Origin of the sequence: Thalassospira sp. MBR-102, from assembly GCF_040549275.1 — a bacterium.
In the GTDB taxonomy this organism is placed as follows: Bacteria; Pseudomonadota; Alphaproteobacteria; order Rhodospirillales; family Thalassospiraceae; genus Thalassospira; species Thalassospira xiamenensis.
Window position 1 is genome coordinate 40,034 of record NZ_JBEPTC010000015.1, and the last position, 26,459, is coordinate 66,492.

26 protein-coding genes are annotated in these 26,459 nt (G+C 54.9%); 15 read left to right on the top strand and 11 right to left on the bottom strand.

Annotated elements, in window-relative coordinates; genetic code table 11:
- Positions 1-34 precede the first annotated feature (34 nt).
- Both betB and betI read right to left on the bottom strand, forming a co-directional pair.
- Positions 35-1,492 (bottom strand): betaine-aldehyde dehydrogenase, encoded by a 1,458-nt coding sequence (gene betB / locus ABIE64_RS20235; protein ID WP_354378406.1) that lies wholly within the window; start codon positions 1,490-1,492, stop codon positions 35-37.
- A 63-nt stretch (positions 1,493-1,555) separates the two neighbouring features.
- Positions 1,556-2,146 carry a choline-binding transcriptional repressor BetI gene (gene betI / locus ABIE64_RS20240; protein ID WP_007089364.1) on the bottom strand — a complete coding sequence of 197 codons (591 nt, stop codon included), beginning with the start codon at positions 2,144-2,146 and terminating at the stop codon, positions 1,556-1,558.
- A 378-nt stretch (positions 2,147-2,524) separates the two neighbouring features.
- Between betI and ABIE64_RS20245 the strand changes: the two genes are divergently transcribed.
- The 3 genes from ABIE64_RS20245 to choV all read left to right on the top strand — a co-directional run bounded on the left by ABIE64_RS20245 (position 2,525) and on the right by choV (position 5,624).
- On the top strand, positions 2,525-3,484 hold the full coding sequence (locus tag ABIE64_RS20245; RefSeq protein ID WP_063091890.1) for a choline ABC transporter substrate-binding protein: 960 nt from the start codon (positions 2,525-2,527) through the stop codon (positions 3,482-3,484).
- A gap of 92 nt (positions 3,485-3,576) precedes the next feature.
- Positions 3,577-4,425: a choline ABC transporter permease subunit gene (gene choW / locus ABIE64_RS20250; protein ID WP_071239906.1), complete on the top strand. Its 849-nt coding sequence runs from the start codon at positions 3,577-3,579 to the stop codon at positions 4,423-4,425.
- 2 nt (positions 4,426-4,427) lie between these two features.
- The gene (gene choV, locus ABIE64_RS20255; protein ID WP_354378407.1) at positions 4,428-5,624 is read left to right on the top strand and encodes a choline ABC transporter ATP-binding protein; all 1,197 of its coding nucleotides are present in this window, start codon (positions 4,428-4,430) and stop codon (positions 5,622-5,624) included.
- A 60-nt stretch (positions 5,625-5,684) separates the two neighbouring features.
- Here the strand turns inward: choV and moaD are convergent, their stop codons facing one another.
- Complete coding sequence (moaD, locus tag ABIE64_RS20260) at positions 5,685-5,936, bottom strand: molybdopterin converting factor subunit 1 (RefSeq protein WP_037991388.1); 252 nt, start codon at positions 5,934-5,936, stop codon at positions 5,685-5,687.
- An 84-nt stretch (positions 5,937-6,020) separates the two neighbouring features.
- The gene (locus ABIE64_RS20265; RefSeq protein WP_139328141.1) at positions 6,021-6,965 is read right to left on the bottom strand and encodes a LysR family transcriptional regulator; all 945 of its coding nucleotides are present in this window, start codon (positions 6,963-6,965) and stop codon (positions 6,021-6,023) included.
- Between the two features lie 152 nt (positions 6,966-7,117).
- Here ABIE64_RS20265 and ABIE64_RS20270 point away from each other — a divergent pair, with 152 nt between their 5' ends.
- The 10 genes from ABIE64_RS20270 to ABIE64_RS20315 all read left to right on the top strand — a co-directional run bounded on the left by ABIE64_RS20270 (position 7,118) and on the right by ABIE64_RS20315 (position 17,529).
- Positions 7,118-7,990 carry an ABC transporter permease gene (locus tag ABIE64_RS20270; RefSeq protein WP_354378408.1) on the top strand — a complete coding sequence of 291 codons (873 nt, stop codon included), beginning with the start codon at positions 7,118-7,120 and terminating at the stop codon, positions 7,988-7,990.
- A gap of 12 nt (positions 7,991-8,002) precedes the next feature.
- Positions 8,003-8,809 carry an ABC transporter permease gene (locus tag ABIE64_RS20275; protein WP_007089357.1) on the top strand — a complete coding sequence of 269 codons (807 nt, stop codon included), beginning with the start codon at positions 8,003-8,005 and terminating at the stop codon, positions 8,807-8,809.
- A 109-nt stretch (positions 8,810-8,918) separates the two neighbouring features.
- Complete coding sequence (locus ABIE64_RS20280; RefSeq protein WP_062953104.1) at positions 8,919-10,073, top strand: ABC transporter substrate-binding protein; 1,155 nt, start codon at positions 8,919-8,921, stop codon at positions 10,071-10,073.
- Between the two features lie 90 nt (positions 10,074-10,163).
- On the top strand, positions 10,164-11,261 hold the full coding sequence (locus ABIE64_RS20285; RefSeq protein WP_007089355.1) for an ABC transporter ATP-binding protein: 1,098 nt from the start codon (positions 10,164-10,166) through the stop codon (positions 11,259-11,261).
- Between the two features lie 23 nt (positions 11,262-11,284).
- Positions 11,285-12,658 carry an aminotransferase family protein gene (locus ABIE64_RS20290; RefSeq protein WP_354378409.1) on the top strand — a complete coding sequence of 458 codons (1,374 nt, stop codon included), beginning with the start codon at positions 11,285-11,287 and terminating at the stop codon, positions 12,656-12,658.
- Positions 12,655-13,584, top strand: a complete 930-nt coding sequence (kce, locus tag ABIE64_RS20295) for a 3,5-dioxohexanoate:acetyl-CoA acetone transferase (RefSeq protein WP_354378410.1) — start codon at positions 12,655-12,657, stop codon at positions 13,582-13,584. Before ABIE64_RS20290 ends, kce begins: the two co-directional genes overlap by 4 nt.
- Before the next feature lie 55 nt (positions 13,585-13,639).
- Positions 13,640-14,683 carry a histone deacetylase family protein gene (locus ABIE64_RS20300; protein WP_354378411.1) on the top strand — a complete coding sequence of 348 codons (1,044 nt, stop codon included), beginning with the start codon at positions 13,640-13,642 and terminating at the stop codon, positions 14,681-14,683.
- Positions 14,680-15,822, top strand: coding sequence for an NAD(P)/FAD-dependent oxidoreductase (locus ABIE64_RS20305; protein ID WP_354378412.1), 1,143 nt, complete (start codon positions 14,680-14,682; stop codon positions 15,820-15,822). The genes ABIE64_RS20300 and ABIE64_RS20305 overlap by 4 nt, the downstream gene beginning before the upstream one ends.
- A gap of 21 nt (positions 15,823-15,843) precedes the next feature.
- Complete coding sequence (locus ABIE64_RS20310; RefSeq protein WP_354378413.1) at positions 15,844-17,139, top strand: ArgE/DapE family deacylase; 1,296 nt, start codon at positions 15,844-15,846, stop codon at positions 17,137-17,139.
- 42 nt (positions 17,140-17,181) lie between these two features.
- Positions 17,182-17,529, top strand: coding sequence for a RidA family protein (locus ABIE64_RS20315; protein ID WP_037991412.1), 348 nt, complete (start codon positions 17,182-17,184; stop codon positions 17,527-17,529).
- Positions 17,530-17,615: 86 nt separating this feature from the next.
- Here the strand turns inward: ABIE64_RS20315 and ABIE64_RS20320 are convergent, their stop codons facing one another.
- A complete protein-coding gene (locus ABIE64_RS20320) occupies positions 17,616-18,854 on the bottom strand; it encodes a bifunctional alpha/beta hydrolase/OsmC family protein (protein ID WP_354378414.1) in 1,239 nt (412 codons plus the stop codon).
- A 102-nt stretch (positions 18,855-18,956) separates the two neighbouring features.
- Between ABIE64_RS20320 and ABIE64_RS20325 the strand changes: the two genes are divergently transcribed.
- Complete coding sequence (locus ABIE64_RS20325) at positions 18,957-19,466, top strand: GNAT family N-acetyltransferase (protein ID WP_354378415.1); 510 nt, start codon at positions 18,957-18,959, stop codon at positions 19,464-19,466.
- Positions 19,467-19,523: 57 nt separating this feature from the next.
- On the opposite strand, the gene ABIE64_RS20330 is transcribed toward ABIE64_RS20325, so the two are convergent.
- From ABIE64_RS20330 to ABIE64_RS20340, 3 genes are all read right to left on the bottom strand, one after another.
- The gene (locus ABIE64_RS20330; protein ID WP_354378416.1) at positions 19,524-20,024 is read right to left on the bottom strand and encodes a thioesterase family protein; all 501 of its coding nucleotides are present in this window, start codon (positions 20,022-20,024) and stop codon (positions 19,524-19,526) included.
- On the bottom strand, positions 20,021-20,971 hold the full coding sequence (gene lhpI / locus ABIE64_RS20335; protein WP_354378417.1) for a bifunctional Delta(1)-pyrroline-2-carboxylate/Delta(1)-piperideine-2-carboxylate reductase: 951 nt from the start codon (positions 20,969-20,971) through the stop codon (positions 20,021-20,023). The genes ABIE64_RS20330 and lhpI overlap by 4 nt, the downstream gene beginning before the upstream one ends.
- A gap of 138 nt (positions 20,972-21,109) precedes the next feature.
- Entirely contained in the window at positions 21,110-21,961 is an 852-nt protein-coding gene (locus ABIE64_RS20340) for an alpha/beta hydrolase (protein ID WP_354378418.1), read from the bottom strand.
- Between the two features lie 201 nt (positions 21,962-22,162).
- On the opposite strand from ABIE64_RS20340, the gene ABIE64_RS20345 reads away from it, so the two are divergent.
- Positions 22,163-22,657 carry a hypothetical protein gene (locus ABIE64_RS20345; protein ID WP_354378419.1) on the top strand — a complete coding sequence of 165 codons (495 nt, stop codon included), beginning with the start codon at positions 22,163-22,165 and terminating at the stop codon, positions 22,655-22,657.
- 11 nt (positions 22,658-22,668) lie between these two features.
- Here ABIE64_RS20345 and ABIE64_RS20350 read toward each other — a convergent pair whose 3' ends face one another.
- The 3 genes from ABIE64_RS20350 to ABIE64_RS20360 form a co-directional block, all read right to left on the bottom strand.
- Positions 22,669-23,739: a D-TA family PLP-dependent enzyme gene (locus ABIE64_RS20350; RefSeq protein WP_354378420.1), complete on the bottom strand. Its 1,071-nt coding sequence runs from the start codon at positions 23,737-23,739 to the stop codon at positions 22,669-22,671.
- A 38-nt stretch (positions 23,740-23,777) separates the two neighbouring features.
- Complete coding sequence (locus ABIE64_RS20355) at positions 23,778-25,247, bottom strand: M81 family metallopeptidase (RefSeq protein WP_354378421.1); 1,470 nt, start codon at positions 25,245-25,247, stop codon at positions 23,778-23,780.
- 90 nt (positions 25,248-25,337) lie between these two features.
- On the bottom strand, positions 25,338-26,393 hold the full coding sequence (locus ABIE64_RS20360; protein ID WP_110252364.1) for a TRAP transporter substrate-binding protein: 1,056 nt from the start codon (positions 26,391-26,393) through the stop codon (positions 25,338-25,340).
- Between the last annotated feature and the right edge of the window lie 66 nt (positions 26,394-26,459).

A 26,459-nucleotide genomic window follows, 5' to 3' on the forward strand; every position in this document is an offset into this window, starting at 1 on the left:
GTTGCAGGCAGCCATTCACAGTTCGGAACCGTGATCAATAAGGCGCCTCGACGTCACCGGTTTCGACATAGACGGATTTGATCCGGGTATAATGTTCAATCGCGGCCCGGCCATTTTCGCGGCCCACCCCGGATTTCTTGACCCCGCCGAACGGCATTTCAATCGGGGTGATGTTGTAGGTATTGATCCAGCAAGTTCCTGCCTCAAGCCGCGCGACAACGCGGTGCCCGCGCGACAGGTCCCTGGTAAAGACCCCCGCAGCCAGACCATACTGGGTATCGTTAGCACGTTTGATGACTTCGTCTTCATCCCTGAAGGTCAGGACCGACATCACCGGACCAAAGATTTCCTCACGCACAATAACCATATCATCGGCGCAGCCGGTAAAGATGGTCGGGGCCACAAACAGGCCGCCTTCGGGCATGTTTTCGGTAACCGCATGACCGCCAAGAACGCATTTCGCCCCCTCGCCCTTGCCGGTTTCGATATAGGACATGATCTTGTCGAACTGGCCTTTGGTCACGATCGGACCAACCTGGGTTTCCGGTTTTTCCGGATCACCAAGAACAAGATCCTTGCTGCGCGCAATCAGTTTTTCGATGAAGGCATCGGCAACGGTTTCATGGACGAAAACGCGCGTGCCGTTTGAACAAATCTGCCCGGATGAATAAAAGTTCGCCATCTGCGCGCCCGATACGGCGTTATCCAGATCGGCATCTTCAAACACGATCATCGGCGATTTGCCGCCAAGCTCCATGGTCACGGCCTTCATGCCGCCTGCGGCAACTGCGGCGACCTTGGCACCGGTCTCGGCCGAGCCGGTCAACGAGATTTTATCAACGCCCGGATGTTCGACCAGTGCCGCACCACAAGCACGCGCGCCCTGAACCACGTTGTAAACCCCATCGGGAAGGCCTGCTTGCTGCAATGCCTCGGCCACCGCGATCGCCGAAAGCGGCGTGACTTCGGAGGGTTTGTAAACAACCGCGTTTCCGCACGCCAATGCCGGTGCGGCTTTCCAGCAGGCAATCTGGATCGGATAGTTCCACGCCCCAATGGCACCGCAAACGCCAACCGCCTCGCGCCGGGTATAGGCAAAATTGCCGCCAAGATCGATATGCTCTCCCGATAGGCTTCCGGCCACACCGGCAAAATATTCAAGACATTCGACACCGGAAATCACGTCAACAATTTCGGTTTCCTGAATGGCACGGCCCGTATCACGGGTTTCTACCAGCGCCAATTCATCGTTACGGTCCCGCAGAATTTGGGCCGCCTTGAACAAAACGCGTGCCCGTTCAGCCGCGGGCGTGTTTTTCCAGATTTCAAAACCGGCACGTGCGGCCTTCACTGCGGCATCAACATCGGCAGCGGTGCTTTCCTTACCCTTGGCAAGGACCTTATTGGTCGCGGGGTTCAGCGTGACCATTTCCGCACCCGAACCGGCAACTTTTTTGCCGTTGATAAAGTTCTGGATCTGATAAAGGCTCATGTCGAAACTCCTGCAGGCCACACCGGAAACGGGCAGCCCTTTTTTTAAGTGTATGTCTATTGACTAGCGCGCGGGCGAACTCGCCAGATGCAGGTGCATGGTATCAAGCACCATTTTCCGCGCCGCCGCGACATTGGCGCGTCCCGGTGTCAAACCGGACCGCACCCAGATGCCGTCGATCATGGCAGCAGTCACCGCCGCAATTTCTTCGGCCCGCTGATCGGTTGTCAGCCGGCGCAACTCATGGCGTAAATTCGATGCCAGTCGCTTGAAATAAACCGCATTCAATCGGCGCAGCGGATCGGAAAACGGCACCTGCGACCAGAATGACAACCACGCACCAATCACCTGCGGCGTGAATTGTTCTTCGTTGAAGTTGGTATCAACAATCGCTTCAAGACGTTCGTGGGGTGTTTTCGCCTTGGCAACGCGGCCCAGAAAATCGCTGCGCAATTCCTGCATCAGAAAGCGCATCGTTGCTTCCAGAAGCGCATTCTTACCGCCGAAATAGTGCGAAATAATTCCTGACGACATCCCCGCCGCCCCGGCAATCCGACTGATCGTGGTATCGGCAAAACCAAAGCGGTGAATGGTCTCGATCGTGGCATCGATCAGTTGCCTGCGGCGTACAGGCTGCATTCCAACCTTGGGCATTACTAATCCAATTCTAAGCGATCCGAAGGACTTAGGCCTGTTTGATGACGCAAATGCGACTTTTTCGCCCTTCGCAATTGACCTCGGGGGAATATGCTGTATTTTAATTGAACAATCAATCAATAAAAAACGCCGTCTTTTGTGGCGCGACGTTAACAGGGAAAGTGCCTTGGTTGCGCGGCTTTACGGCTGTTTTTATGATTATTCCGGTCTATGTGACAGGGTTCAGGGGACCCGATCACATGGTTTTGGACGGGTGTTGGCGGTGCCAGATGCGCATCGTTTGACATGCGTCTGGCCTCCGGAACCGAAAGTCTGATGGCGGCGATATTGCCACCATCAGTAACCGCTAGGTCCACACAAGGGAGAACCATAAACATGACCACACGTTCCACCATTGGCCGTCTTCTTGGCACCACTGTCATTGCCACCACCCTTCTGGGGGCGGCCGGTGCACAGGCGGCTGATAGCGATGCTTGCAAAACCGTAACATTTTCTGATGTTGGCTGGACCGACATCACCGCGACCACGGCAACCGCATCGGTTATTCTCGAAGCACTTGGCTATGACGCTGAAACCGAACTTCTTTCCGTTCCTGTCACCTATACCAGCCTTGCCAACGGGGACGTTGACGTCTTCCTCGGTAACTGGATGCCGACAATGGCAGCAGACATTGCGCCCTATCTGGAAAAGAAAACCGTCGTCAGCACCGGCGCGAACCTTGAAGGCGCTAAATATACGCTGGCCGTTTCGAAAAATGCCTATGATGCGGGCCTCAAGGATTTCGCCGACATCGCCAAATTCAAGGACCAGCTTGATGGTGAAATTTACGGGATCGAGCCGGGCAATGATGGCAACCGCCTGATCCAGGACATGATCGACAATGACCAGTTCGGCCTCAAGGACTTTGAACTTGTTGAATCTTCCGAACAGGGCATGCTGGCCGAAGTCAAACGCAAATCGGCACGTGACAAATTCATCGTTTTCCTTGGCTGGGAACCGCACCCGATGAATGCCAAATATGACATGGCCTATCTTGATGGTGGCGATGACGTATTTGGTCCTAATTTCGGTGGTGCCACGGTTCATACCAATCTGCGTGCCGGTTACACCGATGAATGCCCGAATGCCGGTAAATTCGTCACCAACCTGAAATTCAGCCTTGATATGGAAAACCAGATCATGGATGCCATTCTGAACGAAGGCACCGATCCGGAAGATGCCGCAACCGCATGGCTTAAAGCCAATCCGGATGCCGCGATGGCCTGGCTTGACGGTGTTACCACCTTTGACGGTGGCGATGCCAAGGCAGCGCTTAAAGATGAACTCGGTCTCTAGGGTCCAGCTTCAAATACATAATCCCGGTACGTTGCCATCATCACAGGCAGCGTATCGGCACATTTTCTTTGTTCAAATAATGGAAAAATCCAATGGAATGGCTCACGGAAACTAAAATTCCGCTGGGACGGTGGATTGCATCCCTTATGGATGCGCTTAACGAGCATGCCGACTTCGTGTTTTACACCATCTCGGACGTTCTTGAATTCATTATCGAAAACACAGTCGATCTGCTGGTCTGGTTACCGCCGTTTCTGATTATCGCGCTATTTGGCGTGCTGGCTGCATGGCTGCACAGATCTTGGAAACTGACGGCCTTCACGGTTCTTTCCCTGCTTCTGATCGTCAATCTTGGCTATTGGGAAGCCACCATGGAAACGCTCGCACTTGTAATCTATGCGACGCTGTTCTGTATGATGATCGGGGTACCGCTTGGCGTAGCATCGGCACATCGCCCCTGGCTTTATCAGGCATTGCGTCCGGTTCTTGACCTGATGCAGACGATACCGACCTTTGTCTATCTGATCCCGACCCTGATCCTGTTTGGTCTTGGCGTGGTTCCGGGCCTGATTTCGACCGTGATCTTTGCCATCGCCGCCCCGATCCGCCTGACGCATCTTGGCATCGCCAGCACGCCAAAGGCGCTGATTGAAGCTGGCAGAAGCTTTGGCTGCACGCCGCGGCAATTGCTTTTCAAGGTCGAACTGCCATCTGCCATGCCATCGATCATGGCGGGCCTTACCCAATGCATCATGCTGTCACTGTCCATGGTGGTGATTGCCGCTCTTGTCGGGGCTGATGGACTTGGCAAACCGGTTGTTCGCGCACTTAATACGGTCAATATCGCCCAAGGCTTCGAGGCCGGCCTTGCAATTGTGATCCTGGCCATTGTGCTGGACCGCATCTGCCGCCGCGACAAATCAGAAAATACGGGGCAGTAATCATGAGCAATGCTGTTGAATTTGATAATATCGACGTCATTTTCGGGGATAAGCAGGCTGAATCGCTCGCCCTCCTCGACGCCGGTAAAAACCGTGACGAAATAGCCAAGGAAACCGGAAATATCCTTGGTGTTGCCAATGTCAGCTTTGACGTCCCGCAGGGTGAAATCTGCGTTCTGATGGGGCTTTCGGGCTCGGGTAAATCCTCGTTGCTGCGCTGTGTAAACGGGCTTAACCGCGTTTCACGCGGATCGCTTCGGGTACATGACGGGGACTGGATGGTCGATGTCACCAGCTGTGATGCCAATACGCTACGCGATCTGCGTCGTAAATGCGTTGCCATGGTCTTTCAGCAATTCGGCCTGTTCCCTTGGCGCACCGTCGAAGACAATGTCGGTTTCGGCCTAGAGCTTGACGGCATGGGACCGAAGGAACGCCGTGAAATCGTCCGGGAAAAGCTGGCTCTTGTCGGGCTGGATCAGTGGGCCGGAAAATATGCCCATGAACTTTCAGGCGGTATGCAGCAGCGTGTCGGCCTTGCCCGTGCCTTTGCCACCGATGCACCGATCCTTTTGATGGATGAACCGTTTTCGGCCCTTGATCCGCTGATCCGTAACCGCCTTCAGGACGAGCTTCTTGATCTTCAGGAAAAGCTTAATAAAACCATCCTGTTTGTCAGTCATGATCTGGACGAAGCCATGAAGCTTGGCAATTCAATTGCCATCATGGAAGGTGGCTATGTCGTACAGCATGGCACGCCCGAAGACATCGCCCTGCGTCCGGCCAATGAATATGTCGCCGATTTTGTTGCCCATATGAACCCGGTCAATATCCTGCGCGGTCGCGCCATCATGCACCGCATTGACCGCGATCAGCGCAACACGACCGGCGAACTTTCCGTCGAAGACGAAGATATCCGCATCACGCTTCAGGGCGGCATCATTCGTGCCGCCAATAGCGGCGAACATGGCGAGTTGAAGCTAATCCAGTATGACGGCAACCTGCCGGACGATCTGGACGGGACCGACAATTCGGTCATCTTCGTTGCCGATGATACCGTGCTTCTCAAAGACCTGATCGAAATGCGCAGCATCACCCAGAATCCGGTGCTTCTAACCCGCGAGGGACGCATTTCCGGCACATTGGGCCGCAAGGAATTTTTTGAAAGCCTGACGCAAACGGCAACCGTCGCAGACTGATCATCAAAAAAGGCGCCCTGCAAACCGGGCGCCTTTTAAATACCATTTCAATTTCGTCTTTTATCCCCCGGTTACCGGCGGAAACAGCGCGATTTCGCTGGCACCACGAACATCACGTTCGCCTTGCGCATATTCCTGATCAACCGCAACCCGGATAATCGCCGGATCAGCAAGCGCATCAGCGAAATTCGCCCCCCTGCCCGGCATCCATGCCAGAAGGTCGGCAACGGTTTTCACATTTTCCGGCAGTTCAACCTCTTCCTCGGCCATGCCGATACGATCCTTGACCCAGGAAAAATAAACCAGCTTCATCTTCTATCCCGTTCGCTTGAAATCCGTGTTTGGCCGCATGCTTGCGCAAACACCCACAATCCGCAAGTCCCGATCACATCCTGTTTACGGATAAACAAAATAGCCATCCGGCGCATTGCCAAGCCGCCCGGTCAGGTTTTCAATAAAAAACCGTTCCGCCCGGCCAAGCGACATGCGCGGATTGGTCACCAGATAGATATCAATTGCCGGCGGCGCATCATAGGGTGGCAGGCGCCATAACTGCCTGCGTTCCATCGCGTTTTGCACGACATGGATCGGCAACGGGCCAATGCCAAGTCCAGCATTGATCAGGCGGCGTACTTCTTCCAGATGCGGGCTGGTGGCGATCACCTTGCCTTTCATGCCTTCGCGCGCGCGTAATACCGCAACCGGGGCTAGCGCATCGGAAAGCTGATCGGTGGAAAACGATACAAATGCTTCGCTACGCAGATCGGCAAGTGTCAGGTTTTCCCGGCCAAACAAATGATGTGTCGGCCCGCAAAAGAACCCGAAATGCTCGCGATACAGTTTGCGATATTCCAGCCGGGGATGCTGTTCATTCACAAGACAAATGCCGAAACTTGCCTGTTGGGACAGGACCTGACTTGTTACATGGGCGGATGTCGCGACGTTGATTTCATAGGTGACTTCGGGATGTTCGCGATTGAATTCAAACAACGCATCGTCAAGCGGCGGAAACACCACATGACTTGCCAGCCACAAATGCAAATGCCCGCTAAGCTGATTGCCACTGTCCGACATCACATCGGAAAGTCGGCCAATCGCCCCGCAAATCTCGCGGCATTCATGATAAAGCGCCAATCCCTGTTCGGTAACCTCAAACCGGCCGCGTTCCCGGTCAATCAGGCGCGCGCCGATCTGATCTTCAAGCCGTTTAAGCGCATTGCTGACACTGGGCTGGCGCAAAAGCAGCCGGTTGGCCGCCCCGGTGATCGACCGTTCTTCGACAATCACCGTAAAGGTATGCAACAGGTTCCAGTCGAATTGCCGTTTTAAAAGGTCGCTCATTTCCCCACCCATAGCGATTGGCTATGTGATCTATTCTACTTATCTATTTGCGCTATGCGCAAGTCTGGGGTGAAATGATCAGACATATTCATTCACGGCCAGATAACCGCGCATGGCAGGCAATTGCCAGAGCACAATAACGGGAGGCAAAAATGGCCGCAGATGTAGCCGGGGCACGCAGAACGCCCTGGGTCCTGCTATCGCCGTCACTGGCGACGATATCGCTGTTATTGATCGTCCCGATGATGTTCATCGTGGTTTATTCGTTCTGGCTGCGCACCGCGACCGGTGCTGATCAGGTCGGATTTTATCTCGATAACTGGATCGAAGTACTTGGCGACCGGTTTTACCGCGATATCCTGTTTCAGACCTTTGCCATTGCCTTTTACACCACGGTGATCTGTGCGCTGGTTGGCTATATCCCGGCCTATTTCGTTGCCAACACCCCGATGAAATCGAAGACTTTCCTGCTGTTGATGCTGATGCTGCCCTTCTGGATCAGCTACATCATCCGCACCATGTCCTGGATCAACATCCTTGGCACGTCGGGCGCGCTCAACACATTGATGCTATCGCTTGGCATCATCGATGAACCGATCCAGATGCTCTACAATCAGACCACGGTTATTCTGGGTCTTGTGCATTATCTGCTGCCCTTCATGATCCTGAATGTCTATGTCAGCCTGGATGGTATTGAAAAAAACCTTACCGAGGCCGCCCAAAGCCTTGGCTGCACCGGCTGGCAGGCCTTCCGCGAAGTCACCCTGCCCCTGTCCTTCCCCGGTCTTGCTGCCGGATCCCTGTTATGTTTCGTGCTGGCCGCAGGCACCTATATCACCCCGATTGTTCTCGGGGGCCCACGCGATGCGATGTTTGCCAATCTCGTGTTCGAGGCCATCGTCACACAGCTTAACTGGCCACTGGGTTCCGCCCTGTCGCTTGTTCTGCTGGCCCTGCTGGGTACGCTGGTTGTCATTTACACCCGTTATCTTGGCGTCGATCAGATCGCCAAAAGCTTCAAATAGGGAAATGTAATGATGTCCGGCTGGTCCCTGATCCGTATCGCCACAATCCTTGTTTATCTGTTTCTGTTCGCGCCGGTCGCGGTCGTCATCCTGTTGGCATTCAACGCCAACCAGTTCGGCAGTTTCCCGATTGAAGGTTTTTCGACACGCTGGTTCGAAGCATTGTGGAACAACGATGCTATTATCCGTGCATTCAAAACATCTCTGTTGCTGGGCGCGCTGACCAGTGCAATTTCAACGACGTTTGGCACGCTCGCGGCCCTTGCCATGGTCAGGTACGATTTTCCGGGGAAGCGTTCAATATCAACGCTTCTGGTTGCTCCAATCCTGATCCCCGAAGTCGTCCTGGCTGTGGCCCTTTTGCTGTTTCTGCAATTCCTCTCCATGCCCAAAAGCTTTGGCCTGCTTTTGATGGGGCATGTCGTTTTCACCCTGCCCTTTGTGGTTCTGGTGGTTCAGGCGCGCCTTGTATCGATCCGGCGCGACGTCGAAGAAGCCGCCATGAGCCTTGGCGCAACTCCGATCCAGACTTTCTTTGAAATCACCCTGCCGCTGATGATGCCGGCTGTCATGGCCGGGATGCTGTTTTCCTTCACCATCTCGTTTGACGACATCACCGGCACCTTGTTCTGGAAACCGGGCGGGGTTGAAACCGTCCCAACCCAGATTTTTGCCATGCTGCGCAATTCCATCAGCCCGGAAATCAATGCACTGGGCGCTGTGATGGTGATCTTCACCATCGCGCTACCATTGATTGCCACCGCCATTGCACGCATCGCATCAGCACGAAAAATACGGGCACAAAAAGCCGCTGCCTAACAAACAACAGATACCGCGGGAAACCGCCAAAACCAACAACAAGACCATAAAAAAGAAGACCATAAGACCGACAAGAAAACGGATAAAAACCTTTATCAGGAGGCCTTAAATGGACGAGACGAAACGCTATGAACGCCTGCTTACCCGCCTAAAAGACGGCGATATCAACCGTCGCACTTTTCTGACCGTTCTGGGGGCTGCGGGTGTCACCGCCGGAATCACCGGGGGCCCGATGGGCATGCTGGCCCGCAACGCCCTTGCCGCAACACCAGAACAGGTCCGCTTTGACGGCTGGGGCGGTGTGGTATCCGAGGCATTTGAAAAATACGCATTTGCCCCCTATACCGAGAAAACCGGGATCAAGGTCGTATCGGGCACCTTTGGCGGTGCGGACGAATATATCGCCCGCGTCAAGGCGGGCCAACCGGGCGAGTTTAACCTTGCCCACCTGTCGGGTGTGTTTGACTATGCCCGATATCATGGTCTGGAACTGACGTCAGAACTGAACGAAGCCAATATTCCGAACCTGAAAAACGTCATTCCCGGCCTGATCGAACCGCTGCGCAAAATCACCGGCGGTACCATTTCGGCGGTTCCCTATGATTACGGCACCACCGGCATTGCCTATAACCGCAAATATATCAGCGACGATGAAGCCAAGGCCAAAGGTGCCAAGCTGATGGTCGATGAAGCTTACAAAGGCAAGATCGGCGGCTGGGGCGAATGGAAAACCCGCGTCTGGTACGGTGCCCTGCAATCCGATCAGGACCCGAATGCAATCAAGGATATCGACGCCGTCTGGGACATGATCCGTGCCCATCGCGATCTGGCCCTGAAATACTGGAGCTCAGGGGCCGAACTGATGAGCCTTCTGGCCGAAGAAGAAATCTATGTCACCGAAGGCTGGTCCGGGCGCATCAAGGCATTACAGGATCAGGGCCACGATATCGGCTATCACGACCCGAAAGGCGGTCTTGGCTGGCAGGAATGCCTGTTCGTTCTGCGCGGAAGCCCGATGGCAGCCTGTGAAGAACTTCTGAACTTCATGCTCGAACCCGAAGTCGCGATTGCGGTTGCCGAAGGCCAAAGCTATCCGCCTGCTCTTGATCCGCAGAAAGTCGAACTCGGCAAAGTCATCCCGACCCTGCCCGCGTTTGATCCATCCGGCACGCTCAAGGAACTCAGCTTCTTTGATCCGGCCTACTGGAACGAAAACGAAGCCGACTGGTCGAAAACCTTCTCGCGGGTTCAGCGCGGCTACTAAGCCGGACTGATCGCATAAACCGGAACCCCGGTCGTTGTTTTTAAATAATGGCCGGGGCACCACCGCCTTTTTCTGACAGGGTTATTTGTGATGGCTGACATCGAAAATGCGGTCGAACTGCAAAATGTCGTCAAACGTTACGGCGAATTTACCGCCGTGCAACGCATGGATCTGACCGTGCCTGACAACAGCTTCGTGACCTTTCTGGGTCCATCGGGCTGCGGCAAGACCACGACACTTCGCATGATTGCCGGGCTGACCGACATTACCGAAGGCAATTTGCTGATCCGTGGCAAACGGGTCAATGCCCTGCCGATCCACAAACGCAATCTGGGACTGGTTTTTCAGAACTACGCCCTGTTCCCGCACAAATCGATTTACGACAATATCGCCTTTGGCCTGAAATACCGCAAGGTGTCCAAATCTGACATCCGGGAAAAGGTCAATCGTGCCCTTGATCTGGTGCAACTGCCCCATGTTGCGGATCGTTTTCCCAACCAGCTTTCCGGCGGGCAGCAGCAGCGCATTGCCCTTGCGCGCGCCATCGTGATCGAACCCGATGTACTGTTACTTGATGAACCGCTATCTGCCCTTGACGCCAATCTGCGTGAAGAAATGCGGGTCGAACTGAAACGTATTCAGCGCGAGCTGGGCATTGCCACCGTTTTCGTCACCCACGATCAATCCGAAGCCCTTGCCATGTCCGACAAACTGGTGGTGATGAATAACGGTGTCGTCGAACAGGAAGGCGCGCCTGAAGACGTCTATAACAATCCCGCATCGGCCTTTGTTGCCGATTTCCTTGGTCATTCCAATATCATTCCTGCTGCCCTTGGTGCACCGGATGCGGCCTTTACCAAGGTTGCCCTGCAAAGCGGCGAAACATTGCTGACCACATCCGAACAAACCGCCAAAACCAATGGTTCAAAAGACGTCCGCGCCGTTATCCGCGCTGAAAAAATCGGCCTGTCGGATCAGAACGGTGCGACGGACGGTGTGATCGCCATCCCCGGCAGGATCAAAACGGTCGACTATCTGGGGCAGCAGGCCCGCTATTTCGTCACGGCCAATGGTCGTGACTGGCAGGTGATCAACCCGATTGATGCCCGCCCCCATCACGAAGGTGCCGATGTGTTCATGCACATTGCCGCCCGAAATTGTGTGTTGTTGCCCGGTCATCACGACTGACCGGATCTGGAGTGCCACCCGAAGTGACGCATGATAACCCCAAAACCGGCCATAACCGGGAATCCCGCCTGTTTTATCAAAGCCGTTCGCGCCGGCCGCTGATCGACCGCGCCAAGGGCGTCTATATGTGGGATGTCGATGGCAAACGCTATATCGACGCTTCCAGCGGTGCGATGGTCAGCAATATCGGCCATAGCGACCCACGCGTGATTGCCGCAATGAATGCGCAGCTTGAAAAGGCCAGTTTCGCCTATCGCCTGCATTTTGAAAATGATGCGGCCGAAAATCTGGCATTCCGCCTTGCCGAACGCGCACCGGGCGATCTTGAACGGGTATTTTTTGTCTCCGGCGGGTCAGAAGCCGTCGAAAGCTGCATCAAGCTTGCCCGTCAATATGCCCTGGCAAAGGGGCAAGCCCAACGAACCAAGATCATTTCGCGTTTCCCCAGCTATCACGGCTCAACCCTTGGTGCGCTTGCCATCACCGGCTATACGCCGATGCATGCGCCCTTCGCCCCGATGATGGTGGACCAACCCAAAATCCCCGCCCCGACCTGCTATCTGGATCGCGATGATCTGAGTAATCATGAACGCGGCCTGAAATACGCCAACATGCTAGAATCCGAAATACTCAAACAGGGCCCTGAAACCGTTCTTGGTTTCATCATGGAACCGGTTGGCGGGGCTGCGACCGGCGCACTGGTTGCGCCTGACAGCTACTATGCCCGCATTCGCGAGATCTGCGATCAATACGGCATTCTTCTGATCTATGACGAGGTCATGACGGGTGCCGGACGCACTGGCAAATATTTTGCCGCCGAACATTGGGGCATCACGCCGGATATTCTGGCCGTGTCAAAGGGACTGGCGGCGGGGTATGCCCCGCTGGGGGCGATGATTGCACCTGATCGCATTGTCGGACCGGTTCTTGATCATGGCGGGTTTATCCATGGTTATACCTATGCCGGAAATCCGATGGCCTGTGCGGCGGGTAACGCGGTTCTTGATGTTATCGACGAAGATAACCTTCTGGAAAATGCGACCCAAAGCGGGGCGGCATTAAAGGCCGAACTTGGTAAACTTGCCGATGAATTTCCGATCATCGGCGATGTGCGTGGCCTTGGATTGCTTCTTGCGGTCGAACTGGTCAAAGACCGCGAAACCATGGAACCGATTGATCCCAAACATCTTGCGGCTGCCCGCCTTGTTGATATTGCCTATGACAAGGGCCTGATCATTTACTGGCGTCGCACCCGCGGCGGGTATCGCGGTGATCATGTGATGGTCTGCCCGCCCATGATGATCACACCGGATCAGTTTGACGACATCCTCATTCCGTTGCGCGCCGCCCTTGGCGAGCTTCAGGACGAACTCACCCGTGCCGGAGCCTTCGCATGAGCCGGAAAGTCATCATCACCTGCGCCATCACCGGATCGGTTCATACCCCGTCCATGAGCCCGCACCTGCCAATCACCCCCGACCAGATTGCCGATCAGGCGATTGCGGCGGCAAATGCCGGGGCTGCCATCCTGCATCTGCATGCACGCGATCCCGAAACCGGCTTTCCAAGCCCGGAACCCGCAATTTTCAACCAATTCCTGCCGCGCATCAAATCGGCCACCGATGCGGTGATCAATATTTCGACCGGCGGCGGCATGACCATGACGGTCAAGGACCGTATTCGTGCGGCAAAGCAGGCAGCACCCGAAATGGCGTCATTGAATATGGGGACGATGAATTTCGGCCTGTTCCCGGCGCTTGCCGGACGCAGCGACTGGCAACATGACTGGGAACCGAAATTTCTCGAAGACAGTCGTGATTTCGTTTTCAAAAACACCTTTGCCGATATCGAAACCATTCTGGCCGATCTCGGCGATGCCAATGGCACAAGGTTTGAATTTGAATGCTATGACGTCGGGCATCTTTATACGCTGGCCCATTTTGTTGATCGCGGCCTGATCAAAGGGCCGATTTTCATTCAGTTCGTTCTGGGTGTTCTGGGTAGTATCGGGGCCGATCCCGACAATCTTGCCCATTTGAAACGAACCGCCGACAAACTTTTTGGTGATCAGTACCAGTTTTCGGTTCTGGGTGCCGGGCGACATCAGATGCCGCTTGCCACCATGTCGGCCGCCATGGGCGGTCATGTCCGGGTCGGGCTTGAAGATAACCTGTATCTGCGCAAGGGCGAACTGGCCCCGGACAACGCATCACAAGTTCGCAAAATCCGCGACGTTCTGGACGGGTTATCGCTTGAAATCGCAACACCGGACGAAGCCCGCGCCATGCTGGGTCTGAAAGGTGCCAATCTGGTCGCCTTTTAGGAAACAACAAACTGCCACCAACACCACGACGCAAAGCCAACGAAAGGCGGCACCCATGATGCATGCCTATTTCTCAGCCGATCAGCTTCGCCATCACGGCCAGACATTCATGGTCTCAGGCGAAGCACGGCCAATCCCCGAAGTCCCCGAACGGGCGGAAATACTGACCACTGCCATTAAACGGCTTGGCCTTGATTTGCGCACCCCCGATGATTTCGGCATGGGTCCGATTGCCGCCATTCATGCGCCGGAATATCTGAAATTCCTGCAAACCATCCATGCCGAATGGAAGGCCGTCGGTGGGTCTGATCTGGTGGTGCCCGGTATTCATCCGTTTGACCGGCTTGGCCCCTATCCGAGATCACCTGCGGGCAAGGCCGGTTTTCATATGGGCGATACATCCTGCCCGATATCGGCAACCACCTGGCAATCGGCCTATGCCAGTGCGCAAACCGCCATCGCCGCCACGCGCCAGATCCGCGATGGCAATGCCAGATCGGCCTATGCCCTTTGCCGTCCCCCCGGCCACCATGCCAGCCGCGATATCGCCGGTGGTTTCTGTTACCTGAACAACAGCGCGATTGCCGCACAGGAACTGCGTGTCAAATACGACCGCGTTGCGATCCTTGATGTCGATCTGCATCATGGCAACGGCACACAGCATATTTTCTATGCCCGTGATGATGTCATGACGCTGTCGATCCATGCCGACCCGCGTGATTTCTATCCGTTTTTCTGGGGCCATGCCGAAGAACGCGGACAGGGTGCAGGGCTTGGTTTCAACCACAATTATCCCCTGCCCCTTGGCAGCGGCGATGACGCATTTCTGGCCGCCCTTGATCGTGCGCTTGTCATGATCGATCATTTCAGCGCCGATGCAGTTGTCATTGCACTGGGTCTGGATGCATCATCGGATGATCCGTTTGGCGGACTTGCCGTGACACCCGGCGGATTTGCCAAAATCGGTGAAAAAATTGGCAGCCTCAAACTGCCAACCGTGCTAGTGCAGGAAGGTGGTTATGTCAGTAACACACTGGCTGAAAACCTTTTTCAGTTTATCAGCGCCTTTGACGCCACCACCGCGGGGAGCCCCAAATGAAAACATCCGATATCCTGATCATTGGCGGCGGTATTGCCGGCATGTCAGCAGCCTATTTTCTGGCCAAACACGGCAGGTCCGTTACGGTTCTCGAACGCGAAGATCAGCCCGGCTATCACAGCACCGGCCGGTCAGCCGCACTATACAGCGAAACCTATGGCCCGAAAATCATCCGCAAGATGTCGACAGCCAGCCGGGAGTTTTTCCTGAACCCGCCCGAAGGTTTCACCGAAAATCCGATCCTGACCCCGCGCGGTGTGATCCTGACCGCTGCCCACGGCAATGAAGGCGCGATTGACGAACTACTGACCGAAGGCCGCGCAAATGGCGCGAATGTTGTCGCCCTGACAGCCGATGATATCAAAAAGCTGATCCCGATCCTTAATACCGATCTCATCGCGTGCGGTGCCCTTGAAACCGATGCCATGGATATTGATGTTCATGCGCTGCATTGGGGCTTTATCCGTCATTTCAAAAAGCTTGGCGGTGATCTGGTCGTCAATGCCGATGTCAGTGCAATCACAAAGACCGCAACCGGTTGGCAGGTCACGGCAGGCGGCGAAACCTATGAGGCCCAAATCCTCGTTAACGCATCCGGTGCCTGGGCCGATGAAATCGCAAAACTGGCGGGCGTTACCCCATTGGGCATCACCCCCAAACGCCGCACGGCGGTGATGGTTGATCTGCCATCTGATGTCAATGCGCATGGCTGGCACATGGTGTCAGACGTCGGCGAAGGCCTGTATTTCAAGGAAGATGCTGGTCGCCTTCTGGTGTCACCCTCCGATGCAACGCCGACGGTTCCCCACGATGTCCAGCCCGAAGAACTTGATATCGCCATCACGATTGACCGCCTGATGACGGCAACCACGCTTAAGGTCAATCGACCGGGCGAAGCATGGGCTGGCCTGCGCAGCTTCTTACCCGATGGCGATCCGGTATCGGCATTCGATCCGGTTGCGGATGGCTTTTACTGGCTTGCCGGTCAGGGCGGCTATGGCATTCAAACCGCACCCGCGATGGGTGAATACGCCGCCAGCCTGATTTGCGGCGATGGCGTTCCGGACCGGATGGTGAAACTTGGCGTGACCGAAGATGCCCTTGCCGCCACCCGTCCCGGCCTTGGCCAAACCGCGTAAGGATTGAACGGAAATCGTGCCATGACCCATTTTGATCGCAATGAACTGCGCAGTGCCGTTGCCAATCGCCGGGATCGTGCGATTGACGACCTTTGCGCTTTGGTTCGCCATGACAGCCTTCTGGGCAATGAAACATCGGCTCAGAACTGGGTCGCGGATCGTTTCGCCGATATGGGGCTTATGGTCGAACGGGTTGCGATCAATATTGACGAATTGCGTGATTTACCGGGCTTTTCCCCGCCGGTTACGACGGAATATAACGGACGGGAAAATATCGTCGGCATTCATCAACCGGCCAAACAAACCGGACGCAGCCTGATTTTAAACGGGCATATTGATGTCGTTCCAACCGGGCCAGTGGCGCAATGGCGACGCGGACCGTTTGATCCCTATGTCGAACGCGACTGGCTTTATGGCCGCGGGGCTGGCGATATGAAGGCCGGCATCATTGCCTATTGCCATGCCCTTGCCGCCCTTCTCGATCTGGGGCTTGAGCCCGCCGCCCCGGTGATCCTGCAATCGGTTGTCGAAGAAGAATGCACCGGCAATGGCGCACTGGCCTGCCTGCATGCCGGGTATCTGGCCGATTGTGTGATCATTCCCGAACCGTTCAATCAGACGCTGATGACCGCCCAGCTTGGCGTGATGTGGTTTCAGCTTCACGTCACCGGAAGTCCGGCGCATGTGCTTGATACCTCAGCCGGAAGTAACGCCATCGAGGCCGCCTTTGGCTTTTTCGAAACCCTGAAAGAAGTCGAAGACATCTGGAACCACCCCACCCACCGTCATGCGGCCTATGGTGCGCATATCCATCCGGTGAACTTCAATCTGGGCAAGATCGAAGGCGGTGAATGGGCATCAACCGTGCCGCCGGTTTGTTCGGCCGATATCCGTGTCGGGTTCTATCCCGGCATGGAATTGGCCAAGGTGCGTGAAACCATCGAGGCGGTTGCACAAAGTGCGATGGAAAATCACCCAGCCTGCAAGGGGGCAGAATTCGACATCACCTATCGCGGTTTTCAGGCGGAGGGATGCGTCATGGACGAAACCCATCCGATGATGACCATGATCGGCGACATTCACCACGAGGTCACCGGCAATGCGATCAAAAATTATGCCTCCACCGCCACCACGGATGCGCGGTTCTTCCAGATTTACGGCAATATCCCGGCCACCTGCTATGGCCCGAAAGCCGAACGAATTCATGGCATTGACGAACGGGTTTCGATTTCCAGCATGATGGAAGTCACCGAGGTCCTTGCCCTGTTCATTGCCGACTGGTGCGGCGTTACCAAACGTGATAATCACGCCGCATAATCATACCAAAACCCAATCATATCTTGATATCAGGAGACTTTGATGACCGTTCAGCGTTTTCACACCGGCCCCCGCATGAGCCAGGCCGTTGTCCATGGCAACACCATCTATCTTGCCGGTCAGGTTGGCGAACCGGGCAGCGACGTCACCAACCAGACCAAGGAATGCCTTGCCAAGGTTGATGCGCTTCTGGCCGAATGCGGCGCGTCAAAGGAAAACATCCTGTCGACCACCATCTGGCTTGCCGATATGGCCGACTTCGCGAAAATGAACGAAATCTGGGATGCATGGGTCCCGCAGGGTCACACCCCGGCCCGTGCATGCGGCGAAGCCAAACTTGCCACCCCGGACTATCTGGTTGAATTCATCGTGGTTGCGGCAAAACCGTAATCCGGTCACTTCCGACCCGAATGCAAAACGCCCGGCTGATTTCGCCGGGCGTTTTTATTTTGGCCATTTGCACGGGAATATGAATTCTACCGATCCCGCTCGTCCCGTGTCACGATCAATGACTTGGCTTCCAATGTCCGATGTACAGGGCATTTATTGGCAATCGCGATCAGTTTTTCCCGGACTTCCTCGGTAAAATCACCATGCAGGGTAATGATCCGTTCAAACCGGTCGATCTTGCCGCTCTTTTGTTCGAACTCTGCCCCGCATTCCATACAATCACTTGCGTGGATTTTATCATGTCGGACTTCGACCCGAATGCCATCGACCGGTATCTGTTTCTGATCGGCATACATCCGCATCGTCATCACCGTGCATGACCCAAGGGCGGCGGCAAGAAAATCATAAGGTGACGGTCCACTGTCAAACCCGCCAACATCTTCGGGTTCATCGGCCAACATGCGGTGATGCCCGGCCAGAACCATCGCCTGAAACTTGCCAAGCCCGGTTTCACGCACAACCACCGCCCCATCGGGCACTTCGTCATTTACCGGGTCTTCGTCGGTAATATAACGCTTCGCCCAGGCGCTGATCACCTCGGCGGCATAGGTCGCATCATCGGGATCGCGTAACAAATGATCCGCACTATCAAGCGACACAAAACTTTTCGGATGCTTGGCGGCATCAAAAATCCGTGCGGCATTTTCAATACCCACCGTCTGATCCATCGGCGCATGCAGCACCAGCAACGCCTTGTGCAATCTGCCGACCGATTTTTCAATATTGTGGGCACGCAGATCGTCAATGAAATGCTTCTTGATCACAAAGGGCCGCCCGCTTAACGAAACTTCGGCCTGCCCGTCCCGTTCGATATCTTCAAGGTAATCGGCGAAATTATGGGTCACATGCTCGACATCGGCGGGCGCACCAATCGTTGCAACCGCGGTTGCTTCGGGCACGCTATCGGCCACGGCCAAAACCGCCGCCCCGCCCAACGAATGCCCGATCAGCAAACGGGGGGCGGCAAATTCATGCCGCAGGAAATCGGCCGCGCGTTTCAGGTCATCCAGATTGGATGTGAAATTGGTCGATGCAAAATCACCGCCCGATCCGCCAAGCCCGGTAAAATCGAACCGCAAAACGCCAATCCCCTGCATGGTCAGCGACTGCGCGATCTTGCGCGCCGCCGTCAGGTCCTTGCTGCACGTAAAACAATGCGCAAACAGCGCATAGGCCCGAACCGGCCCCGTTGGCAAATCCAACCGTGCCGAAAGCTGTGCCCCCAGTGCACCTTCAAAGCTAAGCTTAATCGGCCTTACAGCCATATCGGACCTCCGCCGCCGGTATTTGGCGAATTCATTGTTTATTTATGCACGTTCTACGCTAGCATGCGATATTCGCTGCCACGAAACCAAGGGTAATACAGTATGACAATACTGGAAACCAAAAGAACGCTTGTCCGTCATGCCACCCATGATGATGCCCCCTTTATCCTGCAACTGCTGAACGAACCGGGCTGGATCCGGTTTATCGGGGATCGCAACATCCGGGATCTGGATGCTGCACGTGACTATATCGATGAACGGCTTCTCAGCAGTTATCTGAAACACGGTTTCGGGCTCTATATCGTGGACGAAAAAGCAACGCATACCGCAATCGGTCTATGCGGTTTTGTCAAACGCGATACCCTTGATGCGCCCGATATCGGCTATGCCATTACCGAAAGCCGTCAGGGCATGGGCTATGCCTTCGAAGTCAGCAACGCCCTGATCGACTATGGTTACGACGTTCTCGGGTTTGAGCGGATATTTGGCTATACCCTGCCCGACAATACCGTATCGCTGAAACTTCTGACCAAACTTGGCCTGACCTATGAACGCGATCAGGACGTCAATAACAGCGGCGAAACCTGCAAGCTGTTTGTAAAGGTCGCCTGAACGCAAAAACCCGCATCACTGGATGCGGGTTTGCTCATTTCGGAGCATTGAAAATCGTTATTCCTTGCGGCGAATACCGATCTTGCGCCCAACCCCCGTTGGCACCGGCAAATCGCGATGCGCCTCACGGATCAGATCAAGCGTCTTTTGAATGTCATCGGGAAATGCCGCCGAACGGCGCGTTTCCATATCGATATGCATCGTGATGATTTCATTGGTCGCCGACAGCCACCCTTCGGTCCCGTGACGCAATTCGTGATACATGTGAATGCGTTTGTGATCGCAATCCAGAATTTGCGTGTGGATCACGAACGGGTCGTTAAGGTGAATTTCCCGGTCATAGGTGATGTGCATTTCAAGCGCAAAGGTCGAAAACCCGCGCCGTTCGGGATAAGTCCGCCCCATCCCGACCCCGTCCAGAAACGCCACAGACCCCAGATCAAAACCAACCACGTAATACCCGACATTCACATGCCCGTTAAAATCGATCCAGTCCTGCGGCACCGTCCCGCGATAACTTTCCAGCATTTCCGGGGCAAAAAGATCGGCACTGATCATTTGCCAGCCTTCCCCACCGCATCGACAACCGCGACCGCCGCAACGAAATCTTCAAGCGAATGGCCGACGGATTTGAAAACGGTGCATTCCGCCTCGGTTTCGCGTCCCTTGACCTCACCGCGGGTCAGGCCAAACAGATCGCCCAGAATATCGGATTTCGAAATCAGTCCGGCATTCAACGGCTGCACCACATCACCGCCCTCGGCCGCGGCTCCTTCAAAACTATCAACATAAATCCGGCATTTCTGCATCAGGGCATCATCGGTTTCGCGCATGGTCGGCTTGAACGCCCCGACCAGATCAACATGCGTCCCCTCACGAAGCCATTCGCCCCGCACCAGCGGCTCGGTCGAAAGTGTCGCGCATGAAATCAGATCGGCTGTTTTGCATGCAGCTTCCAGATCATCCGTGCCCACCGCCTCAAACCCAAGGGCGGCAGTTTCTGCGGCCAATGCTCTGGCTTTGTCCCCATTCCGGTTCCAGATCGTGACCTTTTTGATCGGACGCACCGAGGCATGTGCATTGATCAGATTGGGCGCCATCGCCCCGGAACCAACCATGACCATTTCGCAGGCATCCTTGCGCGCCAGATAATCCGCTGCCAGGGCCGAGGCCGCCGCCGTGCGACGTGTCGTCAGTTTGGTGCCGTCAATCACCGCCGATGGTTGCCCAGTCACTGCATCCAAAAGGATATAAGTCCCAGAAACCGCCGGCAGGTTACGCGCTGAATTCCCCGGCACAACGGCCGCAACCTTGACCCCGGCCGCGCCATCCTTTTGCCAGGCAGGCATGATCAGGAAAGTCGCGTCATCCTCATTGCTGCGTTCCATGTTGAAATGGCTGCGTAGCGGCGCTTCGCAGCCATCGGCAAATCCTTTACGGAGCGCCTCAACCAGATCGCGGGGCGAGACGAATTTATCGATTTCTTCAGCAGAGATGAAACGCATGGGCCTTCCTGTAAATTTATTTTCGATTTCAGCGTGGTAGCGTTGATATCTTATACCACGTCAAAGGACATGCGTCACAGGATCGCACACTGTTTTTCACTTTGTTTCCGGTGAAAAATCTTCCCGAAATGGGTGAAATTAACGCTGCAAAAAACGTTTGAAATGGCCAAACAGTGAACCGGTACCAAGATAAAGTTCTTCAAGCACCGTGAAATGGTTCGCCCCCCATGCCTTATAAACCGGAACATGCAGTCCTTCCCGACTGCAATAGGCGGCATAAGCATCGCTTTGGCGGACAAATTCCGGGCTTTCGTTACTGCCGACCACGACCATCATTTTGATATCATGTGGGACGGCATCAAGCATCGGTGAATTATCCGCTGCCGTCGCGGCATTAAGTTGCAGGTCGTTGTTGATACTGGTGAACCGGATCGGTTCCAGATCAAAAACCCCGGAAACCGGAACAACCGCACAAAACGGATAGGCATCATTAAGGGTATCTTCCCAATGATGAACCGCGAGCCGCGCGACAATCTGCCCGCCTGCCGAATGACCGGAAATGCTGATACGATCCCGATCCCCGTTAAAGTCGCCGATATTCTGGTAAATGAAGGTCATGCAACGGATCGCCTGACGGGTGATTTCCGCCACCGTCACATCCGGGCACAGATCATAATTCGCACAAATGACAGTAAAGCCCGCGGCGTTGAGGTCGCGGGCAACAAACGCATAGTCCTTTTTGTCCTGGCTTCGCCAATACCCACCATGGAAAAACACATGCACCGGTGCGTCCGGCTCGGCTGCCGGATAAACATCCATGGTTTCCTTTGGCCCGTCACCATAGCGGATATCGGTCATGTGGCGGACACTTGCCCGTGTATCGTCGGACAGACGCACAAACCGGTCAAAACAGGTCATATATTCCGGCACGGTTTCGCGCGGATTATACTGCCATTCAAGTTCGGCAAGGGTAAAACCACCCCAACTCATCTGAACCTCGTTTGCGTTGCCCGACCGGAATCATTGCTGCCATATCAAACCTGTCGGGCAATCTTTCTTTATTTTTCAGGTTTTTGCAAATGCTACGCTAAGGTTCTTCACGCAATGCGATACAAATGCGGTCGTGATTGCAAGACCTGAAAGGCAATGGCAGAATATCGAAAATCAATTTTAAAATCAGCCGGATAGACCATGAGCAACCGCAATATCCAAAGCCCGTTCCCCGCCGATGATGCGGATCGCAATCAGATTTGGGAAATGCTGGTGCCACGCGACATCGCGGCCTTTGTCGCGGCCGACTGGTCCATGGTGCAAGATGACTTCAAGGCAGACGGTTTTTACGCGATTGATGCCTGTAAATCCGACGATCCGGATGACTGGAAAATGATGTTTCCCGATCTGGCAGCCTATCGTGACGAATGGCTGCGTCAGGCGGTTGCCGCACAGGAAATCGATTATGCCGAAGACCTGTTCGACGGAGTTTTTCATGCTACCGATCTTTCAAAAATCGATATCACCGGCAATCGTGCACTGGTGCGCAAACATTTCAACGGCACCATAAAAAAAGCAGACGGATCAACCGACCGTCTGCTTTGGAAAACCCATTATTACTGCGAAAAACAGATCGATGGAAAATGGCTGATTACCGGTTTCACCGGCTATCTGCCCAATCACGACCCGGCATAGATACGCTTGCCTTAAAGCACGCAACCACGCGCGGCAACATCAACCGTTTCGATATCGCCATTACGCACCAGATGCACCTGATCAAGCATGTTACTGACAACGCAGACATGATTCGGGATGATTTCGATCCGCTGGCCGATTTCAAACGGTTTTGTCGCCGGATCGAAATGCAAAATGCCGTGTTCCTCGGACAGAGCCTTGACCGCAACATCGGGATGCCCCACGACATAGCCGTATCCGTCAAGGCCCAGCAAATCGGATGTCAGAACCTTTGACCCGGCATCAATGATCGCCCGGCCCGGCGTTGGCAAGGATACGATTTCCGTCAAAACCCGAAGCGCACAATCATCTTCCTTGCAAACCCCACGCGCCATCAGGGATCGGTCATTATAAATATAAGTCCCGATGCGATGTTCGGTCACAGACGGCACTTCATGGGCCAGCCACATATCGGGCGTCCCGCCGGAACTGCGCACCGGGCATTCAAGGCCAATCGCATCCAGTTCCTTCATGGCCGTGGTGAAAAATGCCTCAACCTTGGCACCACCACCAGTCGCCGGATAGGTCATGAGCCCGACAAACCTGATACCCGATAGTGATTGGATTTTCTTTGCCAGTTCAACGGCCTCTGCCGGATTTTGCACCCCGCAACGCCCACCACCGGTATCGCATTCGATCAGGATTTCAAGCGGCTTGGCACTGTCGGCAAAGGCCTTGGACAATCCTTCAACCACAACCGCATTGTCGGCCACCACGCGCAGGCTTTTGATACGGTCAAACAAGGCCCGCAAACGGGCCAGTTTGCGTTCGCCCAATACGTTATAGGTCAGAAGAATATCATCCAGCCCCGCATCTGCCATTACCTCAGCCTCGCCGATTTTCTGGCAGGTGATGCCAATCGCCCCGGCCTTCATCTGCTGGGCGGCGAAGGCCGGAATTTTATGGGTTTTGATATGCGGACGCAGCCCGATCCCGTGTTTGTCGCAATAGGCCTGATAGCTTTCGATATTTCGGTCAACGATATCAAGATCAACAACCGCGCACGGCGTATCAAGTTCGGGATATTGGGGCATTCCGGTCATCGGGGCAGCGTCCTTATCAAATCAGGTGGTGGCAGCAATCAGCTTGCAATTGCGGCAAACGGGTCATCAACAATCGGCCATATCGGGCGTGTCAGATGATGATATCCATTGGTTTTCGGATCGGACGGATAAGGTCCGTGGACATCGACATAAATGATCTCGCCCGCAATCTTGGCGAACGCATCGTAGAAGTGATTGGTCGATTTGATAAACAGATATTTTTTCGCCGTCGGATCAATGCCCATATTCGAAAACAGGCTGGGATCGAAGCTTTGCGATCGGTTGGAATTCAGGATCACCTCCCCCCCACCCGGAAGTTCGATCACCGCGCAATCACCCAGCGGTACGATGCTGTCACCGAAATACTGCCATGAGTCGCGCCGGATTTTTTTCACCCGCACTTCGGCATCAATCGGTGCCCCGGCATGTGCACCGGTTTTCCCGCCGAAGCGTAACGGCAATGTCGCGCCCTCGCCGGCCGATATGCAAATCCGAACCGCCATCGGATCCCAGATGGTGCCAACCGCAAAATCGCGAAGCCCGCGCGCCATTACGGCCCGCAGCAAAATCGTGCTGTCACCGGGCACACCGCCGCCCGGATTATCCCACACATCGGTCAGAACAATCGGCCGTGCATCGCTTGCCAATGCCTGATCAAGCGCGACATTCGGGGTTACAAAACTTGGCCGTGTCGTACCGCGGAACCCGAAAAGCTCCTGACCCAGCTTTTGGGCGAGCTCGCTTGCCTTGGCCGGATCATTGTTGGTGGTCACAATCACCTTGGCACCAAGATCGGGCACATCACCGGCCATAAAGCCGTGAATAAACGATACCGAAAGAACATCACCCGCCCCCTCCATCGCCTTGGCCCGGTCAATAAAGGACCGCATCGGTTCGCGTGATGTCGGCAGAACTTCGATCATGTGGCAGTCAAAAACCGCCTTGGTCGGCTTGATCTCGCCGCGAAGCGTGCGCAATACCAGATCAACCACCGAACGCCCGGCATCGACAAAATCGGTATGGGGGAATTCCTTGAACGCAACGATAATATCGGCGTTCGCAATGCGCTGCTCTGTCAGGTGGCTGTGCGGGTCATAACTTGTGCCGATAATAACGTCGGGCCCGACAATGTCGCGAACACGCGAAATCAGATCGCCTTCGCAATCCAGATATCCTTGCGCCACCATCGCCCCGTGCAGGCCCAGAATAACCGCATCAACCGGCATGGCCGCACGCAACTGGCCCAGAACCTCGTCGCGCAATTGTTCATAGGTTTCCCGATTGACCAAACCGCCCGGCTCGGCCCAGGTGGCGGTTCCCTCGATCAGGTCCCAGCCTTCCTTTGCCGCACGCACGCGCGCCTCGGTAAAGACGGCACTGCACAGCGTCGGGGTCACCGGATGCTGTCCGGGCGGTGCATAGAAGCTCTCCTTGAAATCGGAAAAATCGGTGCGCAACGGCGAGAATGTATTGGTTTCGGTCGCAATAGAGGCGCAAAAAATCCTCATGACCCCATCCTTTTTGTTCTTTGTAATCATCATATTTTATGTGCAAAAGAAAAATGCGTGCGGGTGAAGCACCACCCGCACGCGCATGGATTATTCCATGTAGCGGTGGGCGTTGGCCTTATCGACTTCCGTCTGGAACAGTTCGAGAAGTTCAACGCCTTCCGTGCCCAAAGATTCCTGAACGTGTTTGACCACGACCGGCTGGGTCACATCTTTAAGCTTCTGACGCTCTTGCGCGCTCAATGCCGTGATTTCCATTTTGTCGGTCAAACCGGCAAGACCACGATCAGATGCCTCGATCACGCGCGATACACCACGGCTGGCAACCACACAGGACTGTGCGGCATAACGAACAATCTTCTGCTGATCGGCAGTCAGATCATCCCAGAATGCTTTCGACAGCATGAAGGTGTAGGGCGAAAACAGGTGGTTGGTCAGGGTCAGATAGCCCTGCACTTCGTTAAACTTGGCAAAAGTCACGGTCGGAACCGGGTTCATCTGACCATCAATCACGCCCGTCTGAAGACCGGCATACACTTCGCCCCACGCCATCGGATAGGCTTCTGCACCCAGCGACTGCATGATTTTCTGGTGCGACGGCAGCGACATGGTGCGAACACGAATGCCTTTGAAGTCCTCAAGCGTTGCAATCGGATGCTTGGAGTTGGTCACGGCAAAGAACCCGCCGGTATCCGGGAAGCCAAGAACCTTGACATCGCCAAGGGTGCTTTCGATATCGCTTGCCAGTTTCTGACCAAACGGACCATCAAACACGTCATAGGTCGATGCGTTGCTGTCAAACGCGAATGCAAGGTTCAGAACATCGATACGCGGATAATAGGATGCAATCGCCCCGGTCGAGGTCAGGGTCGCCTGGATCAGACCATCGCGAACCATCTGCACATGTTCGGCCGCCGAACCAAGCTGGTTGGACGGATAAACCTCTACCTTGATCTCGCCATTGGTGTCGGCTTCGACAATGTTGGCGAAAACAGCGGTGCAGGCATGCGCCGGGTTTTCAAACGGGTCTTCCTTGTTGTCATGGGCAAATTTCAGAACCTTGGGTTCCGCATAAGCCAATGACGTGGTGCTGGCCAGCATGGCCGTCGCAAGGGCAAATGCCCCGAAACGCTTCATCGTATTCATTCTACCTCTCCTTGATTAAGGCCTTTTATTTCTGTCCACGGTCTTGGTTTTGATGCCCCGATCCGG

Excerpts from the sequence above, each read along its gene's own strand:
- betB (WP_354378406.1), bottom strand. The coding sequence starts at position 1,492 with ATGAGCCTTTATCAGATCCAGAACTTTATCAACGGCAAAAAAGTTGCC.
- betI (WP_007089364.1), bottom strand. The coding sequence starts at position 2,146 with ATGCCCAAGGTTGGAATGCAGCCTGTACGCCGCAGGCAACTGATCGAT.
- ABIE64_RS20245 (WP_063091890.1), top strand. The coding sequence starts at position 2,525 with ATGACCACACGTTCCACCATTGGCCGTCTTCTTGGCACCACTGTCATT.
- choW (WP_071239906.1), top strand. The coding sequence starts at position 3,577 with ATGGAATGGCTCACGGAAACTAAAATTCCGCTGGGACGGTGGATTGCA.
- choV (WP_354378407.1), top strand. The coding sequence starts at position 4,428 with ATGAGCAATGCTGTTGAATTTGATAATATCGACGTCATTTTCGGGGAT.
- moaD (WP_037991388.1), bottom strand. The coding sequence starts at position 5,936 with ATGAAGCTGGTTTATTTTTCCTGGGTCAAGGATCGTATCGGCATGGCC.
- ABIE64_RS20265 (WP_139328141.1), bottom strand. The coding sequence starts at position 6,965 with ATGAGCGACCTTTTAAAACGGCAATTCGACTGGAACCTGTTGCATACC.
- ABIE64_RS20270 (WP_354378408.1), top strand. The coding sequence starts at position 7,118 with ATGGCCGCAGATGTAGCCGGGGCACGCAGAACGCCCTGGGTCCTGCTA.
- ABIE64_RS20275 (WP_007089357.1), top strand. The coding sequence starts at position 8,003 with ATGTCCGGCTGGTCCCTGATCCGTATCGCCACAATCCTTGTTTATCTG.
- ABIE64_RS20280 (WP_062953104.1), top strand. The coding sequence starts at position 8,919 with ATGGACGAGACGAAACGCTATGAACGCCTGCTTACCCGCCTAAAAGAC.
- ABIE64_RS20285 (WP_007089355.1), top strand. The coding sequence starts at position 10,164 with ATGGCTGACATCGAAAATGCGGTCGAACTGCAAAATGTCGTCAAACGT.
- kce (WP_354378410.1), top strand. The coding sequence starts at position 12,655 with ATGAGCCGGAAAGTCATCATCACCTGCGCCATCACCGGATCGGTTCAT.
- ABIE64_RS20300 (WP_354378411.1), top strand. The coding sequence starts at position 13,640 with ATGATGCATGCCTATTTCTCAGCCGATCAGCTTCGCCATCACGGCCAG.
- ABIE64_RS20305 (WP_354378412.1), top strand. The coding sequence starts at position 14,680 with ATGAAAACATCCGATATCCTGATCATTGGCGGCGGTATTGCCGGCATG.
- ABIE64_RS20310 (WP_354378413.1), top strand. The coding sequence starts at position 15,844 with ATGACCCATTTTGATCGCAATGAACTGCGCAGTGCCGTTGCCAATCGC.
- ABIE64_RS20315 (WP_037991412.1), top strand. The coding sequence starts at position 17,182 with ATGACCGTTCAGCGTTTTCACACCGGCCCCCGCATGAGCCAGGCCGTT.
- ABIE64_RS20320 (WP_354378414.1), bottom strand. The coding sequence starts at position 18,854 with ATGGCTGTAAGGCCGATTAAGCTTAGCTTTGAAGGTGCACTGGGGGCA.
- ABIE64_RS20325 (WP_354378415.1), top strand. The coding sequence starts at position 18,957 with ATGACAATACTGGAAACCAAAAGAACGCTTGTCCGTCATGCCACCCAT.
- ABIE64_RS20330 (WP_354378416.1), bottom strand. The coding sequence starts at position 20,024 with ATGATCAGTGCCGATCTTTTTGCCCCGGAAATGCTGGAAAGTTATCGC.
- lhpI (WP_354378417.1), bottom strand. The coding sequence starts at position 20,971 with ATGCGTTTCATCTCTGCTGAAGAAATCGATAAATTCGTCTCGCCCCGC.
- ABIE64_RS20340 (WP_354378418.1), bottom strand. The coding sequence starts at position 21,961 with ATGAGTTGGGGTGGTTTTACCCTTGCCGAACTTGAATGGCAGTATAAT.
- ABIE64_RS20345 (WP_354378419.1), top strand. The coding sequence starts at position 22,163 with ATGAGCAACCGCAATATCCAAAGCCCGTTCCCCGCCGATGATGCGGAT.
- ABIE64_RS20350 (WP_354378420.1), bottom strand. The coding sequence starts at position 23,739 with ATGACCGGAATGCCCCAATATCCCGAACTTGATACGCCGTGCGCGGTT.
- ABIE64_RS20355 (WP_354378421.1), bottom strand. The coding sequence starts at position 25,247 with ATGAGGATTTTTTGCGCCTCTATTGCGACCGAAACCAATACATTCTCG.
- ABIE64_RS20360 (WP_110252364.1), bottom strand. The coding sequence starts at position 26,393 with ATGAATACGATGAAGCGTTTCGGGGCATTTGCCCTTGCGACGGCCATG.